The sequence below is a fragment of the Paenibacillus sp. FSL R5-0914 genome, assembly GCF_038004525.1.
GTDB lineage: Bacteria > Bacillota > Bacilli > Paenibacillales > Paenibacillaceae > Paenibacillus_AQ.
The window spans coordinates 72,874-92,150 of the sequence record NZ_JBBORH010000006.1 but is presented as its reverse complement, the minus strand read 5'-3'; the positions used below and the strand labels follow the sequence as shown (position 1 = coordinate 92,150).

General features: G+C 41.8%; 21 protein-coding genes. 7 read left to right on the top strand and 14 right to left on the bottom strand.

Features of this window, described 5'->3' with window-relative positions:
• Positions 1 to 212: 212 nt before the first annotated feature.
• The 5 genes from MKX60_RS31400 to MKX60_RS31380 all read right to left on the bottom strand — a co-directional run bounded on the left by MKX60_RS31400 (position 213) and on the right by MKX60_RS31380 (position 6,019).
• A complete protein-coding gene (locus MKX60_RS31400; RefSeq protein ID WP_042189271.1) occupies positions 213 to 662 on the bottom strand; it encodes a DUF1569 domain-containing protein in 450 nt (149 codons plus the stop codon).
• Positions 663 to 903: 241 nt separating this feature from the next.
• A complete protein-coding gene (locus MKX60_RS31395; protein WP_218640896.1) occupies positions 904 to 1,314 on the bottom strand; it encodes a hypothetical protein in 411 nt (136 codons plus the stop codon).
• Between the two features lie 573 nt (positions 1,315 to 1,887).
• Complete coding sequence (locus MKX60_RS31390) at positions 1,888 to 3,369, bottom strand: DUF4179 domain-containing protein (RefSeq protein ID WP_341062074.1); 1,482 nt, start codon at positions 3,367 to 3,369, stop codon at positions 1,888 to 1,890.
• A complete protein-coding gene (locus MKX60_RS31385) occupies positions 3,362 to 3,931 on the bottom strand; it encodes an RNA polymerase sigma factor (protein WP_341062073.1) in 570 nt (189 codons plus the stop codon). Before MKX60_RS31385 ends, MKX60_RS31390 begins: the two co-directional genes overlap by 8 nt.
• Positions 3,932 to 4,399: 468 nt before the next feature.
• Entirely contained in the window at positions 4,400 to 6,019 is a 1,620-nt protein-coding gene (locus MKX60_RS31380) for an RNA polymerase sigma factor (RefSeq protein ID WP_076286200.1), read from the bottom strand.
• A gap of 259 nt (positions 6,020 to 6,278) precedes the next feature.
• Between MKX60_RS31380 and MKX60_RS31375 the strand changes: the two genes are divergently transcribed.
• Complete coding sequence (locus MKX60_RS31375; RefSeq protein WP_076286201.1) at positions 6,279 to 7,031, top strand: YdcF family protein; 753 nt, start codon at positions 6,279 to 6,281, stop codon at positions 7,029 to 7,031.
• Here the strand turns inward: MKX60_RS31375 and ybaK are convergent.
• The 5 genes from ybaK to MKX60_RS31350 all read right to left on the bottom strand — a co-directional run bounded on the left by ybaK (position 7,020) and on the right by MKX60_RS31350 (position 9,886).
• The gene (ybaK, locus tag MKX60_RS31370) at positions 7,020 to 7,493 is read right to left on the bottom strand and encodes a Cys-tRNA(Pro) deacylase (RefSeq protein WP_076286202.1); all 474 of its coding nucleotides are present in this window, start codon (positions 7,491 to 7,493) and stop codon (positions 7,020 to 7,022) included. The genes MKX60_RS31375 and ybaK overlap by 12 nt on opposite strands.
• Positions 7,494 to 7,589: 96 nt before the next feature.
• Positions 7,590 to 7,841 carry a YolD-like family protein gene (locus tag MKX60_RS31365; protein WP_042189285.1) on the bottom strand — a complete coding sequence of 84 codons (252 nt, stop codon included), beginning with the start codon at positions 7,839 to 7,841 and terminating at the stop codon, positions 7,590 to 7,592.
• Positions 7,842 to 7,927: 86 nt separating this feature from the next.
• Positions 7,928 to 8,746, bottom strand: a complete 819-nt coding sequence (locus tag MKX60_RS31360; protein WP_341062070.1) for an SPL family radical SAM protein — start codon at positions 8,744 to 8,746, stop codon at positions 7,928 to 7,930.
• Positions 8,743 to 9,276, bottom strand: a complete 534-nt coding sequence (locus MKX60_RS31355; protein WP_076300618.1) for a methylated-DNA--[protein]-cysteine S-methyltransferase — start codon at positions 9,274 to 9,276, stop codon at positions 8,743 to 8,745. The genes MKX60_RS31360 and MKX60_RS31355 overlap by 4 nt, the downstream gene beginning before the upstream one ends.
• Positions 9,266 to 9,886 (bottom strand): bifunctional transcriptional activator/DNA repair enzyme AdaA, encoded by a 621-nt coding sequence (locus MKX60_RS31350; protein ID WP_341062069.1) that lies wholly within the window; start codon positions 9,884 to 9,886, stop codon positions 9,266 to 9,268. The genes MKX60_RS31355 and MKX60_RS31350 overlap by 11 nt, the downstream gene beginning before the upstream one ends.
• Before the next feature lie 212 nt (positions 9,887 to 10,098).
• On the opposite strand from MKX60_RS31350, the gene MKX60_RS31345 reads away from it, so the two are divergent.
• Entirely contained in the window at positions 10,099 to 10,638 is a 540-nt protein-coding gene (locus tag MKX60_RS31345; RefSeq protein WP_076286206.1) for a MerR family transcriptional regulator, read from the top strand.
• A gap of 107 nt (positions 10,639 to 10,745) precedes the next feature.
• On the opposite strand, the gene aspA is transcribed toward MKX60_RS31345, so the two are convergent.
• On the bottom strand, positions 10,746 to 12,170 hold the full coding sequence (gene aspA / locus MKX60_RS31340) for an aspartate ammonia-lyase (protein ID WP_042128747.1): 1,425 nt from the start codon (positions 12,168 to 12,170) through the stop codon (positions 10,746 to 10,748).
• A gap of 297 nt (positions 12,171 to 12,467) precedes the next feature.
• Positions 12,468 to 14,144 carry a hypothetical protein gene (locus MKX60_RS31335; RefSeq protein ID WP_341062068.1) on the bottom strand — a complete coding sequence of 559 codons (1,677 nt, stop codon included), beginning with the start codon at positions 14,142 to 14,144 and terminating at the stop codon, positions 12,468 to 12,470.
• A gap of 235 nt (positions 14,145 to 14,379) precedes the next feature.
• Between MKX60_RS31335 and kduI the strand changes: the two genes are divergently transcribed.
• From kduI to kduD, 3 genes are all read left to right on the top strand, one after another.
• On the top strand, positions 14,380 to 15,213 hold the full coding sequence (gene kduI / locus MKX60_RS31330) for a 5-dehydro-4-deoxy-D-glucuronate isomerase (RefSeq protein ID WP_076300614.1): 834 nt from the start codon (positions 14,380 to 14,382) through the stop codon (positions 15,211 to 15,213).
• A gap of 132 nt (positions 15,214 to 15,345) precedes the next feature.
• Positions 15,346 to 16,101 carry a DeoR/GlpR family DNA-binding transcription regulator gene (locus MKX60_RS31325; RefSeq protein WP_076286209.1) on the top strand — a complete coding sequence of 252 codons (756 nt, stop codon included), beginning with the start codon at positions 15,346 to 15,348 and terminating at the stop codon, positions 16,099 to 16,101.
• A gap of 43 nt (positions 16,102 to 16,144) precedes the next feature.
• The gene (gene kduD, locus MKX60_RS31320) at positions 16,145 to 16,903 is read left to right on the top strand and encodes a 2-dehydro-3-deoxy-D-gluconate 5-dehydrogenase KduD (RefSeq protein ID WP_042189303.1); all 759 of its coding nucleotides are present in this window, start codon (positions 16,145 to 16,147) and stop codon (positions 16,901 to 16,903) included.
• A gap of 45 nt (positions 16,904 to 16,948) precedes the next feature.
• Here the strand turns inward: kduD and MKX60_RS31315 are convergent, their stop codons facing one another.
• Together MKX60_RS31315 and MKX60_RS31310 are read right to left on the bottom strand one after the other, a co-directional pair.
• A complete protein-coding gene (locus MKX60_RS31315) occupies positions 16,949 to 17,383 on the bottom strand; it encodes a DUF5301 domain-containing protein (protein WP_076300612.1) in 435 nt (144 codons plus the stop codon).
• 5 nt (positions 17,384 to 17,388) lie between these two features.
• Positions 17,389 to 17,910 (bottom strand): hypothetical protein, encoded by a 522-nt coding sequence (locus tag MKX60_RS31310; protein WP_341062067.1) that lies wholly within the window; start codon positions 17,908 to 17,910, stop codon positions 17,389 to 17,391.
• Between the two features lie 142 nt (positions 17,911 to 18,052).
• On the opposite strand from MKX60_RS31310, the gene MKX60_RS31305 reads away from it, so the two are divergent.
• Positions 18,053 to 18,703: an NUDIX hydrolase gene (locus MKX60_RS31305; RefSeq protein ID WP_341062066.1), complete on the top strand. Its 651-nt coding sequence runs from the start codon at positions 18,053 to 18,055 to the stop codon at positions 18,701 to 18,703.
• Positions 18,700 to 19,245, top strand: a complete 546-nt coding sequence (locus tag MKX60_RS31300) for a GNAT family N-acetyltransferase (RefSeq protein WP_076286213.1) — start codon at positions 18,700 to 18,702, stop codon at positions 19,243 to 19,245. Before MKX60_RS31305 ends, MKX60_RS31300 begins: the two co-directional genes overlap by 4 nt.
• Positions 19,246 to 19,277: the final 32 nt, after the last annotated feature.

Sequence of the window (19,277 nt, the reverse complement as noted above, 5' to 3'; positions counted from 1 at the left end):
ATAAGCCCCTTATTAATTCAATTAATCTCATTTTAATATTTAAACTGTAAGTCTGGAAATAAAAAACAACTATAATTGAACTATACTACCGTTAGTGAACAAATAAAAAACGGCTGCCGAAGCAACCGCTATTCCTCTATCGAGTCCCGTTAGTACAGCGAAGCCGTGTTACTGCACAAAACTGAACATTTATTAATCATTGCGAAAAAATACTAAGCACCAAATTGTCTTAAATGATGGTCTAGATGTTTATAAATCCCTTTACCCCATTGCTCAGGAGTAAACTTGCCGAAAAAAGGATGCGGATGGGATGAACATTTCTCCGGACCGTTTCTTTGGAAAGTTAAAATCTTTTGTTTCAGTTTTTCTTTTTCTGTCATAAAGTCTCTTTCATCTACAATAAGTATGGTCGGAATTGTTGACATATTGTGTGGTACCGGCTTGTCATTATAGAAAATAGAATTCACAAACCTTCCTATTAACCTTCCTAGCCAATATCTAGGGGGAAAGGAATTTCCCAATGCGATATCTTGAAATGCTGAGCAGTGAGCCAACATTTGAGCAACATTCATTGTTCCCCATTGTGGTTTTGAATTTGGACTTAAATTCTCGATACGGTTCAGTATTTCTGCTGTATGCAATTCATTGTATATATTCTCCATTGATACACTCCATTAATTTTTCTGAGGAAGTTTACATATGGTGTAGTCCAATACGATTTCCTGCATAATCTAGAACCTTCTGGTTTGTCTATTATATTCATAATTGCTTCAGTACAATTCGACAGCATGCTGTCAATCTAATATTTACCATTTTCCATCAATCTATCCTTGGCTCACTAACCTGCCCATTAGTTGAACAAATAATAAACAGCTGCCTAAGCAACCGCTATTCTACTAACGTTTACCTATGTCGTCCCTCATCAACCCTATTCTTCGCCAGTACTCTTATATCTTCGTCATCATCGTTCAATAAAATAGTTAAAACTCGAAATGTCGCTTTTTTGTTATAGACAATTCGTTTTCTAACTGAGCTATCTAAATCTTTTGCCAGTTTCATTTGTAAACTTTCTGGTAGTCGATTTTTTGTAGCAACATTAAATCTAACCCTTTCATCTGCATCGTCAGCTAGAATTTCCATAATCTCAATAGGAATTGATTTATTATGTGCTACCCATTCACGCATTTCAGGGTACGTTTCAATTACTTGTAACCAAACCTCAAAAGGTGCTTCATCCCATGCAGCCTTCAGATATTCCTCCATGTTATCACTAAGCCTTAACCTTACAAATTCTTCAGCCGAATTAATCATCATTCAACCCCGATAAACAGATTTATTCACATTTTAACATAAAAATTTAGTTCAACTAACCTGCCGTTAGTTGAACAAATAAAAAACGGCTGCCGAAGCAACCGCTATCGGTTAACTTTCATCTTTGAAATGAAAATGTTCATGATGGATCGTATCCATTCCAAGCAACTTACTACTCTTTCTATGGTAATATGCGAAGTTATTATTTAGCGGCATTCGAAGTAATTGATAATTGTGATCTCTTGGCAATGCTTCGACTTCATTAATGGCTAACTCACGTGTGGTATAAATACCGATTGGAATGAAATTCGGAAAATCAGTTGAAACATCAGCAACGAAAATCCCTCAAACATAATCATTTGGCATATAATTCACCCGTCTCCTTTATCGCTCAATAAGACAAAGAGCAGCTGCCGCGGCGATCTGCTCCTTGTTTTAAGTAACTATAGTTCCCCGTTAGTTGAAGAGACTCGATTAAGACATTACAAAATTCAAGATTTTGTGCAGATGTACCCGCGGCTGCTACCAGACACTGTTAAACGATTAAAAGGCCATGATTTTCCGCTTTCGCTTTTCTTATTTATCTTCTTTTGGCATTGGCAATGGTACTTTCCAATCCAGGTCATAGCTCTTTTTTGCCAATTCTGAAGTAAGACTGAGCTTTTGAGGGAGTTCTTTCATTTCATCACTTTGCAGTTTTATTCGGATATGGTTTCTGCCTTGTTCATCCTTTCCAATCATTTTAAAATCTCCACCTGTTACATTGTATATTTTGTCCTTTTCATCCTTTATAGTCCAACCAAAACGATTAATAATTTTATCTGTGTCATCATCCACTAAGATCGTATCTGCTAGATTAATATATGATATATCCTTTAAATAAGCCTCTAGTAAAATAGTAGCGTGCTTCTCATTCTTTGGAGATGCTTCATTTAATGGTTCGTCAAAGGTTACGGACATGATCTCAATCGTTTTGCCATCCTCATCTACTCTTACAGGTTTTTCAGCAAGCTGTTTTGGCTCAAATGATACGCCTAGCGCATACGGTTCTGTTTTTTCTAAAGAATCCAATACTAGTGTATATTGATGATCAGGAGACAGGGGAGCAAATCCATACTTCCGATTAGAATGACCGTATTCTCCCACGGCCTTGCGTGAAATATCAAGCGCCCTAGTTAAATCTTTTACTTTCTCTCCTTTTTCATTTTCAACATGAAAATTCAGTTTATAATCATCATAGCGAACATAAGGATCAACTGAATCTAGTTTTCCTTTCACTTGTTTACTTTCCTCTACTAATCTTTTCTTTGCCTCTTCCGTCCATTTCGTTTCATAATCCACACGGGCAGCAGTCGGTGAATGCATAATGCTATTTAGATTGATTTGCAGTCCCTGTGGTGTGGTATACGTCTTATCGATTGGTAGCACCTTGGATGCCTTAATTGCTTTTTCTAAATCAATAGGAATCTTTAAGGCCCAATTTCCTTTAACAGAGTCGATCTGATTCCCCTCGAACTGTAATAAAAGGTTTTGTTCTTCTGTTTCCCCCGGTTTTTTTAGAGTGAGATATCCGTAATTTTCTTGGATTTCTACCATATAAGTTTTAGTTTCTTTAATTACATTCCCTTTCAAATCTGTTACCTCTACGTTACTTATGTGAAGCTTATCCGGATGAATAAAGTTCTTTTGCTGATCCTTGATCGAATAAACAGCCACAATTCTCATCGGATCAGCTAATATCTCCTCTATTTCAAGAGTATAGCCCCGATCAGTAACAGAGGCATTTACCTTCTGTGAAAAACCTTCCTGTGCTGCATATTGCAGTTCTTTATCAGAACCATTAAATAGCGATTTAACATAGGCCGCAAAGGTAGGACTCACCGATATCGTTAAAAGCAAAGCGCAGCTGATTAAGACAGGAAGTACCAAAGTGCCTAGTAAACGCGACCTTTTTCTTTTATAGGCTACCACTTGGTCAGGAATCACAAAACTAGGCTGATCCAATTCTCCAGCAACATTTTTTAGAGTTTGTGCAATTTGTTTGTCAAGATTAGTCATGCATGTTCACTCCCATCTCGGTAAATACCTGTGTTTCTTTGTTAACTTGTATTTTTTCAGCAATTAAGTTTCTGGCCTTATGTAGCCTTGATTTTACCGTTCCCTCAAATACACCAAGGATTTTTGCAATTTCAGCTATACTAAACTCCTCATAATAGTAAAGGATAACTACTGAGCGATGTTTCAGCGTCATCATCTGAATCGCTCGCCAAATCTGTTGCTCTTTCTCCTTTTGAAGAATACTCTCCAATGGGTTTTGCCCAGGGTCAATAGAGTCCAAATATTCTTCCGTATTTTTCTTTCTACGCACCATATTAAGTGCACGATGTGTCACAATTTTTATAAACCAAGCTCGAAACAATGTCCCTTTTCGTTTATCATATCGATAAAGTGATTTATACGCTTCCCATAGTGCTTCTTGAACGGCATCCTGAGCTAGATGATAATCATGAACGATCAAAAAAGCGACTCGAAATGCACTAGTTAAGTGAGGTTGAACAAGTGTTTCAAAATCAACTGGACCTCCTTCCTTGGGTATTGGAAAATGATGATTTTCTTTCACTTAAAAGACCTCCTCGTTTTTCCTTTCACTTCTTATTCACCAGTTCTCGTATTTTGGTTCATAAAAAGAGAAAAAACTTTTCCCTCACTTGGGTGAACTGCTACTTGCGAGGTTATCAATAAATTTTCTGGTTTGAATTTCTTTTCAGACTTTTTTGGCGTTAGTTCATTACGAAAGCTATTAGAGAAATCACCCATCTTTTCATAATAACCGTTCTGCTGAAGAAGTTTTTAGCCTACATTATCCAGATTTATACTTAAACTATCCTGCCCGTTAGTTGAACAAAGGGCTACCTCTCGGCAGCCCTCTCATTATTGAACTATAGTTCTCAGTTTGTTGAGCAACTTGTAACTGCAATCATCTTAATCGCCTTTTATTAAATCGTTCTTAGCTAAATCGAAGGCTACTGCGAGATATCTTCACATTGCTGCATTAAAGAATATTTCATTTTCTTCAATTAATTTGAAGCTAGCTTTGATTCATGAACATGATTGTGGAAATGCCTTTTTTTCGATGTGGATCAGGCACTTTTAACATGCCAATGTCGACTAAATGTTTGAGTACGAAGGCGAGTGTGGTTCCCGACGCCATGCAGTTCTGTGACCAGTAACGCACATATTTATGTGCATGATCTGGTTGTCCATCGAGATTCACTTGATAAACAGCTTGATCCAATTTTGTAGCAGCTTCTTTGATTCGTTCGGACGGTTGCGGAATCGCCGCATGCAGACGTTCTCCTGTTTGCTTATCCTTGCAATAAACAATGTTAACTTCAAGGTCAGATTCCGTTCGCAGCAAATATTGTTTATCGAAAAGACGGCGATAGGCGTCAATGTTCACATCGTTTTGCGGTAAGTCTCCATTGATTACATGCATCAGGCTGATGAAATCCGAACCTAGATTGTCTCGCCAGCTGTCCTGCCTGCCGCACCACCACGTATCGACCTGCCATGCCTTTAGTGCAAACTCATCGGAATCCCGATTCATATCGCCACAATAATAATATTGTTTAGGATCAAAACTGAGGTCAAAATCTCTCTGGATCGTTGCATGAGCGGCGTAATGGCCGCCATCTTTGCGGCTGACGGAAATCTCATCATGGCTAACCCTATTGAGTTCTTTGAAGCTCAATTGATTACCTGCATACGGAATGAGGCTCCACAACAGTAGATTGACATCGCCGCCTGGAATGTAGACACCCGTCTCTTGGAACACTTCACCCATCGAGAAAAACGTCTTGAAATAATGCTCGACCGCAATCTCCGCATATTCTTTGAACAATGGATACAGTACCTCGCTTTTCATTGGAGACGGATCATCAATATACATATTGGTACGATACTTTCTACCCGGTAATTTATCCATAAAACCATATTCTTCTAGTAATTCGATTTCATCCTCGATAAATACAGGTGAAATGCCCAGTTCTTCTGCAATTTCATTAATCGTGAGCGGCTTGTGATACGTTGAGAAAGCGATGTTTTGTCTGATCGCTGTCGCTAAAAAGTCGGCGGTGTCGCCTTTGTTTCCTGGAGATCCGTTATGCCCTAATCCTGTCATGCGAATGGGATTGATACCGAGATTACCCATCGATCGAATTGTGTTCATCTTGTGTTTCAGCTCCTTTTTCGCTTCGAATAAATGCCATTTGATCGTACCGCTAGAAAGACCCATCTCAGCCGCGATTTCGCTAATTTTCATTCCACCGTAATAGTACTTAACAACGATTTCCCTTTGCTGATGAGATAAAAAAGCTATTTCCCGCCGCAATGCGCCAGCCGTTTCTTGACGGATGATCTCGTCGAAGCCCTCGTCTCTGGTCATCACCTCATAGTCATCAATCCGCATTTGGTTGGAAGCTTTCACTTTCTCGCCTACGAATTTCGCCCACACATAATGTGCAATCTTAAAGACGTAGCTGTTCAGATCCAGTAACTCCGTCTTTTTGAGAAGCGCTTGGTATACTTCCAGCGTAATTCTTCCCGCAAGCTCCTCGGCTTCAGCGATCTTCCCCGTTTTGTTCAAAGCAAAACCATATAGCGGCTTGATGTAATCCTTGATGACACGGTCAGCATGTTGTTTATTCATGTTCTAAAAGCTCCTTCTATCGAATGGCACTCAAATATATACTGCAGCGAAAACTAAAAAGGTTGGGTAGTTTAGAAAAATATTATTTAACTATCTTACCCAATAGATTAAAGCTGTTAAAGCTGTTCCCGATCTAGTTCTAGATTAGATTTCTCATCAAATAAAAAAAGACCGTTTCGGTCTTTTGTGCAACTTCGAACCCCCCAACTCATGTTACAATACAACCTGAACTCATACTTTACGAAGGCGGTTGATACTGTTGATTTACATCATCAAATTTGTATACAGCTTTGTGCTTCCTCCAGGACTTTTCATCCTACTTCTGCTCGGTCTTGTCATTTGGTTATGGAAAAAGAACCGTCGTCCTGCGCTTGTCCTGCTTGGCGTTACACTGCTTATGTATTTCTCCATGACTTCCTTAGTCAGCGATGCGTTAATCGGAGGTTTAGAACGAAAATATCCTCAACCGGATACATTGCAAGGAGATGTCATCGTTGTGCTTGGTGGAGGTGCAAGCTCTGGGACACCGGATATTGATGGCGAGGGCAACTTATATGGATCAGCAGCGAATCGGCTAATTACAGCTGTACGACTACATAATGCAAGTGGTTTACCCATCCTATTCTCTGGTGGACAAGTCTTCTCCGACAGCGGCAATGAAGCGGATATCGCCAAAAGACAACTCCTTGGACTCGGTGTCCCCGAAGAGGATATCCTGACCGACAATCAATCTCTTAACACGGAGCAGAATGCTGTAAATACCGCCGCAATCCTACAAGAGATGGGACTTAAGCGTCCTGTACTAGTCACATCAGGGTTTCATATGCCCCGCTCGATGCAGCACTTCAAGAATGCAGGGCTAACAGCGCAAGCTTTTCCTACAGATTATATCGCCAGCGCTGAATTTTCGTTGCAACCCTCAAAGTTCACTCCTTCGCCAGGTGCCATCTCGACTACAGGCACAGCCTTGAAGGAGTATTTAGGTCTTCTTGTTGCTCATCTATTTAATTAGATCTGTGAATTTTGCATTTGTTACCCCTGCAAGAAGCTGCGGTGATACATCCATTTGTTGACCAATTTTTCCGGCGCTAACGGCTATCGTTTCCTGACTTTCTGCGTTGCTATCAATGAACGTTGGATATAGCTTTTTCATACCGACTGGTGAACATCCACCACGGATATAACCCGTCCACTTCTGCAAGTCCTTCACTGGCAACATCTCAATCTTTTTCTCTCCGGCGGCCTTGGCCGCCTTTTTGAGATCCAGCTCCTCAGCAACCGGTATAACAAATACATAAAGATTTGCTCCGCTATGAGCAACCAAAGTTTTAAAAACCGTCTCTGCCGCCTTTCCAATCTTCTCCGCAACTGCCGTACCATGGATTAGTCCATCCTCGTTGTCATAAACAAACACTTCATATCCAATTTTCTTCGCATCTAGCATTCGCATCGCGTTGGTTTTGGTTACTGCCATATCTGATCTACCTCTCTTTAATCTATTCGATACTATATGGTCAAAGAGGCCCCAAAGCCAACATGGCTCACAGGACCTCTTATTGCTGCGTTCCCATTAATCTCTGGGATAATTAACTTGCATAATATCCATAAACGGAACTTTTTCGATACCTTCGTTTTTACTGATGTGTACTTTTCCTGTCCGCGAGTCCATTTCTACAATCGTTCCGCGCACCTGTTCTTCTTTTCCCCATACAGTCAATAAAATCTCAGAACCTTCTTGCTTGGCTTCAACTAACTGATTGCCTAGCTCCTCAAGTACAAATTCATCTCTTGTGGGCCGCTTGGCCACTTTTGCTTTTGCCACTCTACTCCTCCAATAAGCGATTACAGGTATTAAGTATTTTAAAATACTAAGTATGAATGCTCTCGTTTATTATATCATGTTTCAGTTTAAGGCTCGAACCCCTTCTGGCTCAAGAAAAGCTCATCTTCATTAAAAACACTCTGGAGTCCATCGTACACCCTGCGATAAGCCGCCGGATCGTACCATTCTTCCAATTGCAGCTCTTCATAAAGGGAATAAATACCTAATCTCCGTGTCCGTTTGCCCCCACTGCCATCTCCCATAAAATAATCGTCGATACAGACCCTATCCACCAAACCCCTTAGGATCTCTGGAAAAGAAGTGCTGCTTGGCAATACCGGAGCGATGGTTGCTTGAACAGGAATGCCCGCTTCACGCAGTAATTTCAGTGTCTTTAATCTTGCTGAAATGGGCGGAGCACTTGGTGTGAATTTTTTGCGAATATCTTCACGATCCGTCTCTACAGTCATACTCACGCGAACCTTGTCTTCTAAGCGTAATAATAAATCTATATCTCTGCGTACGAGCGGACTGCGCGTCTGCACGAACAGAAAATCGGGCGGGGTCTCCACCATAACCTCCAGCAAAGCCCTGGTTACCTGCTCCTTGTGCTCTATCGGTTGGTATGGATCTGTACTAGAGGACATAAAGATGGAGACCGTTCCTTTGGACTTTGCTTTCAGGAGTTCTTTGCGTAAGATAGCTGCAGCTTCTTGTTTGACATCTACCCACGTTCCCCATTCCTCTTGGCGAAACAGTGAAACAGGCATTTGACGCACATAACAATAAGAACAGCCATAAGTACAGCCGGTATATGGGTTTAAAGAATGACTATATCCGTTCAGATAACCCGTCCCTTTATTTAGTAAGGTCTTTGGGGTTTTGTACTGGATCTCAATATTCATAATTCTAGAGCACTCTTTCCACTTTCCAAATTAAGCAGCCTAGTCTTCATCTCTAATCCCCCGCGGTAGCCAGTTAATGTTCCATTCTTGCCAATGACTCGGTGGCAGGGCACCGTAATTAGTATCGGATTTGCACCTATGGCCGTCCCTACCGCGCGTACTGCAGCAGGCTTTTGAATATGTGTGGCGATGTCCGAATAAGACCACGTTTGTCCATATGGGATTTCACATAACGCTTTCCACACCGCGAGTTGAAATGGAGTCCCACGATAGTCAAAAGGAATGCTGAATGCCTGCCGTACCCCTTGCAAATATTCGATCAGTTCCTGTACAAATGGAACCATTTTCTCATCGTCCTGCACCAGTTTACTTTCAGGAAATCTACGGCTGATCCAGTCACTCATTTCTTCGAATGGCTTCTGCTGCGACCCCACATAACTTAATCCTTTCTCCGACGCTGCGATATAGAAACTCCATTCCTTATAAGCTAGCAATGTCCAGTATATGATTGCACTTGGTCTACTCTCCATTTTTCTGTACCTCCAAGAATAATTCAGAATGATTCGTTAATTCTAATTTGTTAAGCTGTCGATACTTCATTGGGGTAAGCCCCGTCTTTTTCTTAAATAAGGTAATAAAATACGACGTATTTGGCAGACCCACATGTAATCCAATATCAGCTACATCCCGATCCGTGGTAACCAAATATTCAGATGCCTGATCGATTCTCTTTTGCTGTATATAATCCACTGGAGTGATTCCCGTTACTTTCTTGAAGGTTCGATGCAGATGATAAGGGCTTCCATGACAGACTTCTGCCAGCGTTTCAAGAGTAAGAGGTTCATGATAATGTTTGTCGATATATTCAGTCATTACAGCCACCCATTCCTTATCCGGCAGCCGCTCACCCGTTGGTTTGCATCTTTTACAGGGACGAAATCCAGATTCTAATGCTTGTTCTGCATTTTGAAAGATACGTGTATTCTCTCGATTAGGTGCTTTGGACTTGCAGGAAGGTCGGCAAAAGATTCCCGTAGTCTTCACTGCATAAAAGAATTTTTCGTTATAAGCTGCATCATTTTGCAAAATAGCCTGCCATTGCTCCTCAGTCATCTTTTCCACTTCTCCACTCTTATCCATACGATTCACCTCTAAACCAAGTATACCCCGCTACTGGGTCATCTGTACTCATTCTAGAATGTAAAAGCAAGATAGTGAAATACAAGAATGGTGAGATTGCTCGTAATTACACTTTGTTTATCGAATCCGCACTTCCTTTGTCAACCTTGCAGGGAGCAGCAATTGAACAACGAATTACTCATAACATGACTACCTGAACTGGAGGAATCAAAATGGAAATTCTGAAAACAAAGGATGCCGCAGAGCTGCTGTCCGTTAGCCAGACTACGATCAAACGTTGGGCTGCTATGTTCCCTGATTTTTTCCCAAAAGACCGGTTTGGCCACTATACATTCTCAGAGCAGCAAATCAGCTTGCTTAGTCATATTAAAGACCGCATTAATCACGGAGAACCACTAGAGAGTATTCAATTAACTGACTCGAATGAAAAGCAGATGTCCACGTCACCGCAAGATCCACTTCATCCCACAGACGCTGAGCCTATGCAAGATATATTATCCCGGATTCATTATATTGAACGTACACTCGATCAAAAAGCCGACGAAGTAGTCATGATACAGTTGCTTCAGCAGCGTGAGGAGCTTGAGGATCTGCGGATAATGATCAAACAATTAGCGGCAACCCTAGAACCCATGCAAGTTTCAAAAGGCAACGCCTTCACATCTAATGAAGCTTCCCATCCCGTTACTACTGCAAGGTTACCCTCTCCACCAAGAAAACGTGGTCTATTACGCTCATTCTTTTTCCTGTAAGCCTGAAACACAAAAAGAACCTACTTCTAACTAACGTTGAAGTAGGTTCTTTTTAAATATCGTTGGACATGGATGACAAAGTCAGCGATTAACGGTTAGGTAATCCCCTATTGCTTCTGCAATAAAGCTGAGCCTGCGATTCCTGGATGCGTCATTTCGTATGGGTCCAGAATCAGATTGAGCTCTTCCTCGGATAACACATTATACTTAAGGCACAATTCACGAACAGATTCTCCTGTCAAAATCGCCTCACGAGCAATACGTGAAACCACTTCGTAGCCCAAATGTGGGTTAACCGCAGTAATGATTCCGACACTCCGCTCCACATCCCGCTCTAGCTTCTCTTTATTGGCTTCAATACCAGCCAGACAGAAATCTGTGAAGACTTGGAAGGAGTTGTTCATGATGCTGATGGACTGAATGAGATTAAACACTAGAACTGGCTCCATAACATTCAGTTCCAGTTGACCCGCTTGGGAAGCCAGACAGATTGTATGGTCATTTCCTATCACTTGAAAAGCTACCTGATTGATGACCTCTGCCATAACCGGATTAACTTTACCTGGCATAATGGAGGAACCAGGCTGGCGAGCAGGTAGTGAAATTTCATTAAACCCTGTCCGCGGGCCGGAGGCCATGAGTCGAAGATCATTAGCAATCTTTGACATGTTCATCATGCAGACTTTTAAGGCAGCAGATACTTCTGTGTATGCATCTGTATTTTGCGTAGCATCCACAAGATGATCTGCAGTAACTAGCGGCAATCCACTTATTTCAGCCAAATGCTCTACAACCACTTCGATATATCGAGGGTCAGCATTTAATCCAGTTCCTACAGCCGTTGCCCCCATATTCACTTCATACAAATGATGACGTGTATGTTCAATACGTTTGATATCTCTCTCAAGTACTCTGCGATAAGCCTCGAACTCTTGGCCCAGACGAATCGGCACCGCATCTTGTAGATGCGTGCGTCCCATTTTTATAACCGGATCGAATTCCTTGGCTTTGTCTGCAAACACCTCATGCATTCTGCGCATTGTAACAAGCAGTTGTTCCAGAAGAGAAAGCGTCGCAATATGAATAGCCGTCGGGAATGCATCATTTGTAGACTGCGCCATATTCACATGAGAGTTGGGACTTAAATGACGATAGTCTCCTTTTTCATGACCAAGCAGCTCTAATGCTCGGTTAGCAATGACTTCATTGGCATTCATATTTAACGAGGTACCTGCACCACCCTGTATAGGGTCTACAATAAATTGTTCGTGCCATTGACCTTCGATGATCTCATCTGCTGCTTTCACAACAACTTCTCCAAGCCCACGATAGAGCCTGCCGATTTCCATATTTGCAAGCGCAGCGGCTTTCTTTACGATCCCCATCGCTTTGATTAATTCATTGTGCACTCTATAACCCGTAATTGGAAAATTCTCTACTGCGCGTAATGTCTGAATCCCATAGTATGCGTTCTTATCTACTTGTTTGCTGCCTAGAAAATCATTTTCTACACGAAATTCAGTTCCTGTCACAGTAAATCCCTCGCATTCTTTGAGTTAGGTTTGAACGGATTTAAGAAAGCGCATTCATTCATATGTCTCACTTAGATATTAACCTTTATTGTGATAAATGTCTCTCATAAAATTAGAGATTAATGTAATTAATTTCAAATAAGATTACGAAAGCCTTGCCCATAAAGGAAAGCTGGTTTTTATTAGGAGTAAATTTCCAATTGAAGCTATAGCATAGTATGCGCATTTATAATATAAAAAAGCCGACCTTTAGGTCGACTCCATCCAAACTTAACTCACAACTATGTTGAGTTCTTATTAAACCGTATAGTTCTCCAAAGAGATCTTCACACCATTCAGCAAAGCTCGCGGTTGCTCTGACTCGCTCTTCATACTCAAATGCAATCTATCGCCATTACTGGTCGTATAATGAGCCGCCAAGCCGCCTTCCATCTCAAATTGGGGTTCATTATGGGCCATTGCTATTACGAATGCATCCAGTCCGATGATGCCACGCTCTGCAGACTCCTTAACACCGATCGCCTCAACGATCACCCCACCCGGCATCCCTTGAACGGTTACCTCAATGTATCCCGGACGTTCCTGTAGCTGGTACGATTGAGATAAATATATTGCGAAATAGACATCCCCAACCTGACCGAATAAGGCGTTCGGGTCTTGCATCCACTCCCCATGAGGAAGAACACCGATGATCGTATTCTTTTCCCCCTGAGGAATGGGAAATAAAGAAATAACTACATTCTTGTGATAGAGGACCTCCATATAACGGCTCTGATGGCGAGGATCTCCCTCATTGTAGCCTTGACCTGGATGGAAGAAAAATAGCTGGTTGGACCCTCCTTCTCCATTCACAGGCAGAGAGAAAGTCCAACGGAGCTGTTCATTATCAAATTCCTCTACTCGTTCCCACATCCCGCCTGCTGCAAAATCCTCTGTAATATAGGCATAGGAATGAAGCAACGGTTGAGCGTTCGGATCTGCTGGGACTACCTTCTGTGTAATCTTGGTGGTTTCCACTGGCGTCCGCCGATTCATTGCAGCTGTTAAAGCCTCATCTGGTGCTTTATAGAATAGGAGTCCAGCGTATTCCGTGCGTGGCATTGCCTCTGAAAGCTTGAAGTCCCCGAACTGAACATAGTCATGAAGCACATTAGCATCCCCTGGTACATCATGTGGCCAACCTCTAGAATGTGCACCCACCCAAGCACCATGTAAATAAAACTCTGCTCTTACCTTCCAAAGATGATCAAGCATGTCTTTAAGAGTAGTTATTAAATCCGTATCCTCTGTTGGGACAAGCTCCAAAGCGCAGGTAAACGCTTGTATCCAATGCCAGAACCACGGGAGACTGCCGTATTCTGGCATACCCTTAGAGCGGATGTATGTCAATGTGTCCTTCAAACTTTGCCGACCATCCTCAACGAGCACATCATCTGCAAACATAGTGCCAAAAATCAGCTTTGCTGCTGTATATTTCGCTTCATGATGTCCAAAAGTGATTACCGGCTTACGGTAGAAATCACTCCGATAAATGTGTCCAAATGCTGTATTCAGGACAATGCGAAGTTGAGCGTTTAGTGCTCCACCATATCTTTTGCAAAAGTAGGCCATCAGACTGCCCATAATTTCCACAGGCAATTCATGCGGCGAAGCCTCACGTGGAACCGGATTCAATCCAAGCGGCCAGTGCCCGTATAGCTCCGTGCCAGGTTGACGATTCTGTAGCATTAATGTCTCTAGTAACACATCCTGTGCCTTCTGTTTCGCTTCTTCCCGGTCAAAAGGCAACGACAAAGAATCATCTACTGCAGCTGCAAAAAGATATGAGGCATAATAAAAGTTATTTCGCACATCATCGTGGAACCAGAGTCCACTCTCAAGCAGAGGCCGTCTCTGCGCTTCCAGCGCTATACTTATAATGATTTCTTGTTGACGGTCCTGATAAGTACTCTGAATACCATTCGACTCCAGCATTCAAGTTCAACCTCCCACATCTCAATTTTCAATAGTATGATAACAATCCTATAAATGAGAACTAAGCATTTTAGATCTATTGTGCACACTTTTCGTTCATTTGGCAATTATTAAAACTTAAAAATAAACTAAAATGAACCAACATATAAAAACAAACACTTGTAATATGAACATAAATGGAGTAAATTGTACTTATACGAACGAAAATATGCTTGTGAAGGAGATTGAATATTCCATGGAAAGACGTTTTGCATCCCACCCTAATGAAGTTAAGCAGTTTGACACTGATCGCCTCCGTAAGGAATTCCACATTCCTGTCATTTTTGCACCAGATGAACTGAAACTTGTACTTACCCATGAGGATCGCATGATCGTTGGCGGTGCTAATCCTGTTAAGGAAGAAGTTGCACTTACAACTGACCTTAAAGAACTTGGAGTTACTTACTTCTTGGAACGCCGTGAGCTGGGGATCATCAATGTTGGCGGTAAAGGTTCGGTTATTGTCGATGGTACAGAATATGAAGTAGATTTCAAAGAATGTCTGTATGTCGGTCAAGGTTCTAAAGATGTTATCTTCAAAAGTGCAGACGCTTCCAAGCCCGCTAAATTCTATTTGAATTCTGCGCCTGCTCACCAGTCCTATCCAACTACCAAAACCACTCTGGCTGAATCCGAATCTGGTGCGATGGGCGGTTTGGAGAACTCCAACGAGCGTACCATTCACCGGTTCATTCATACAAACGGCGTGCAAAGTGCTCAGCTAGTTATGGGTATGACTCAACTGAAGCCAGGTAGCATGTGGAATACGATGCCAGCACATACACATCCACGCCGGATGGAAGCTTATTTCTATTTCGATCTACCGGACGATTCCGTTGTGTTCCACTTGATGGGAGAGCCTAATGAAACTCGCCATATCGTAATGCAAAACGAACAAGCGGTTATTTCTCCAAGTTGGTCCATCCACAGTGGTGTTGGTACTCATAACTATACTTTTATCTGGAGTATGGCTGGCGATAATAAAAGATATGATGATATGGACCCCGTATCCATGAAAGAACTACAATAGAGACAAGCTAAAACGCCTTCGGCGTCCTTTTAAGGACGATAAGCGTTTGTGCGAGAATTATAAGGAAGAGTCTAGCGTGAAACTTAAACTTTCTTATAATTTTAATCAATTACGGAAAGCTGAGGCAAGCGGATGAACCCGATACGACGACATGAGATGATTATGGAAGTTATGCTGAACCAAAAAGATGTAACGGTGAATGAACTGAGCGATAAGCTACAAGTTACGGGAAAAACAATTCGTGAGGATTTAAGCAAGCTGGAGGAGCAAGGACTGATCGTACGTGTACATGGCGGAGCTGTGCTGGCACAAAGCGACCAGTTTGGTATTTTGCCCTCTAAGGATCCATTGGATAAGTATTCCGACGAAAAAACAGAGATCGCCTTGCGCGCGCTTGCTCATATTGAACAGGACGATATTATAGCTCTTGATGGCGGGAGCACAACGCTTGAAATTGCCCGACGCCTGGACAATATGCCTCTAACGGTAGTCACCAATGATGTATACATCATCAGCGAACTGGTTCCCAAAGATCATATTCGTCTCGTCGTTCCCGGAGGTTACCGTGTCCGCAATATGTTGGCCGGCCCTGAAGCCGTCTCCTATGTGCAACAACTTAATATTCAAAAAGCATTTCTGTCCTCGACAGCTGTTCATATCGAACATGGACTTTCTATTTATACAGGAGATTTAATTGAGTTTAAGCAAGCCCTTGTGTCTACTGCCCGTAAAGTGTTCGCGGTTGTGGATCATCATAAATTCGGCCAAACTGCGCTGCGTACATTCGCTTCTCTGCAGGAAGTTGACGTTATCTTGACAGATAAAGGACTCTCTCCCGAAACGGCAGAACAGTTCCGCAGCGCAGGCATTGCCATTGAATGTGAGTAATAACGGAATCAAATTCATTTAAATCAAAGGGGCGTAATTTATAATGTCATCATCATTATTCAGCTTGGCAGGTAAAACAGCACTCGTAACCGGTGCTGCTCAAGGTCTTGGACAAGGCATTGCCCTTGCCTTCGCAGAAGCAGGTGCGGATATTGCATCCGTATCGCTTAATACAAGTCAAGAAACCGTAAACGCTGCAAAAGCTTTTGGTGTAAAAGCAGTTAGCATCGAATCTGACTTAAGTGATCATAGCAACCTGCAAAACACATTTGACCAAGCACTTGAACTGACTGGTCATGTTGACATTCTCGTGAACTGTGCAGGAATGATCCGCCGTACTCCTGCAAAAGACCATAGTGAAAAAGACTGGTTCGATGTTATTAACCTGAACTTGAACACAGTGTTCCTTCTGTCTCAGATCGCTGGCCGCCACTTCCTGGAAAGAGGATCCGGCAAAATCATTAACATCGCCTCTATGCTCTCCTATCAAGGCGGAATCAATGTCCCTGGCTACACCGCGAGTAAGCATGGGGTTGCAGGTCTTACTAAAGCTTTTGCCAATGAATGGGCAGGCTCCGGTCTGAACATCAATGCGATTGCACCAGGCTACATGGCGACTGAAAATACAGCGCCGATCCGTGCTGACCAAAGCCGCTCGGATGCTATCTTAGATCGTATTCCAGCTGCACGTTGGGGAACACCTGATGACCTTAAAGGTCCTGCTGTATTCTTAGCTTCCGCAGCATCCGACTATTTGAATGGTCATATTCTTAATGTTGACGGCGGATGGATGGCTAGATAAATAACCTGAAATATTTAACCCGCTGCCTGTGGCAGCGGGTTATTTTTACTTAAACAAGCTTGTAATGGATTCCCCATCAAATTTACTAGTAATCTTAAAATTTCCAGAGTGATACTTACTATTACTAGATCGATCGCTGAAATACAAGTAATCTGTGCCATAGAGTGTCATTCCAAAGCGCTGATCTTTATTTACATATATTCTTATCCAATAGGTCTCCGCAGGTCGTTCTGATGCATCACTTCTTTTTAATTTCACGTCAGAAAACTCATGTATGATCTTTTCAATTTCTTTCGGGTCATCCACTTTAATTTCTTGTTCATTAGAACTCTTAAGAACTCTAATGGAGGTGATTTGAGTAGCATCGATTCGATCCAGTACAAGATTTTGAAATGAATTATAACTGTGATATAAGGGAACTCCATAAAGAAGCAGATTTATTACTATAAGAAACAATAAAAATAATTTACTTTTTTTCATAATTATTAGCCTTCTATCTCCACAAATTCTCCCGGATGTGCCCGAATATACTCGCCAATCAACCTGTGGCTATCTTCGGCTATGTTCTTAAATCGTTCAAATAAACCACTCATCTCATTCAACAACTCAGGATCTCGATCGAGATCCGTGATGGTAGCATCAACCCACTGTATTCCTAATCGATTGTTTCTTTCTTCGAGAAATGCCTTTGTTTCCTGAAGCAAAAGAATCATCGGATCGTCGCCAAAAAATCGTATGCCTCCCATCACCCCTGTCCAATACCCCGGCAGGTCTTGCATGTAAGAAATCCAAGCATAGTACTCCCCTTCGGAATTACGGCTGTGATCATGCATTACTCTGAACATACAAAGTGCTTTCTGTCCATCTGTGAGCTTTGAGATCACTTCGGATTTGATCGATGGTGATTTTGCGCGAATCTGCTGAAAGGTAGGCTCCATACAGGCCCATCCTAATCTTTCATCACTTAAAGTGTCCAAATCCTTCTGCTTCATGGTTACTAAATTCATTTAACTCCTCCTTTGATTAACATCCAAAAATATACATTTCATTCTAGCGGTTGTCAATAAGAACCTCCCTAACATTTAGGGTAATTCGAACGTTTTTATGATAGGCTTTAGAAAGAAGAAATCATCACAAAGGAGCTTTTCTATGCATAATGAGATACTTACCATTTTTGATGAAGCAGGCAACCGAACAGGTACGGCTCCACGTGAAGAGGTACATCGGTTAGGACATTGGCATGAGACTTTCCACTGCTGGTTTATAAGCAAAGATCAGGAAATACCCTATATCTATTTACAACTTCGGAGTGAACAGAAACAAGATTATGCGGGACTACTGGACATCACGGCCGCCGGACATTTGCTAGCAAACGAAACTGTAGAAGATGGAACACGCGAGGTTCATGAAGAGCTGGGACTGGATTTATCCTTAAAAGACCTGATCCCGCTAGGAACAATTCCTTACAGTATGAAAAAAGAAAACCTTATCGATAATGAACGAGCGCATGTCTTTGTTTATAACAATCCCTATCGCCTAGAAGATTTTCAGCTACAAAAAGAAGAGGTCGCCGGCATTGTCAAAGCAAAGTTCTCTGATTTCCGCAAATTTTGGCAGGGAGAAATACATAGTCTACAAGTCAACGGTTTTCAAATCGATCCGCATGGACATAGAATTACCATTGAGCAGGATGTAGACATGACCCATTTTGTACCCCATGAAGTGGGTTATTATACTCGTATTATCGAGGGTATCGAAGCTATATTTCTAAAATCACCAGTAGTAACGGAGGACAAATGATTATTGATCAACGAACATTTACCGTGAAAGGCATCCATTACACCATAAGATCTGCAATCACTACGGATGCTATGACATTGTCCAAATTAAGAGTACAAATTGATGGTGAGACCGAGAATTTAGACAGAGAACCAGGGGAGGCTTTTATAGACGAAATAGAGTTTCAGCAGCTTATCCTATCTGATTCAGAGAAACTAAGAAACTTATTTCTAATCGCGGTAGTTAATAATCAAATCGTTGGGTTCTCTAGATGCGAAGGCCATTCATTAGCAAGATTCGCTCATAAAGTCGAGTTCGGAGTATGTGTGCTGCAGGATTATTGGGGTTATGGAATTGGAAAAAATCTTTTAGCAGAATCGATTGCTTGGGCCGACGCTAACGGTATCCAAAAAATCACTTTAAATGTCCTCGAAACGAACGACAAAGCTATCACCCTTTATCAGAAGCTTGGCTTTGAGATCGAGGGAATATTAAAAAATGATAAGATTCTTGCTGACGGAAAATTCTATAACACTATTATGATGGGACGATTTATGGATTGATAGTAAAAAGGCAGAACCTGAATCCCTCAGGT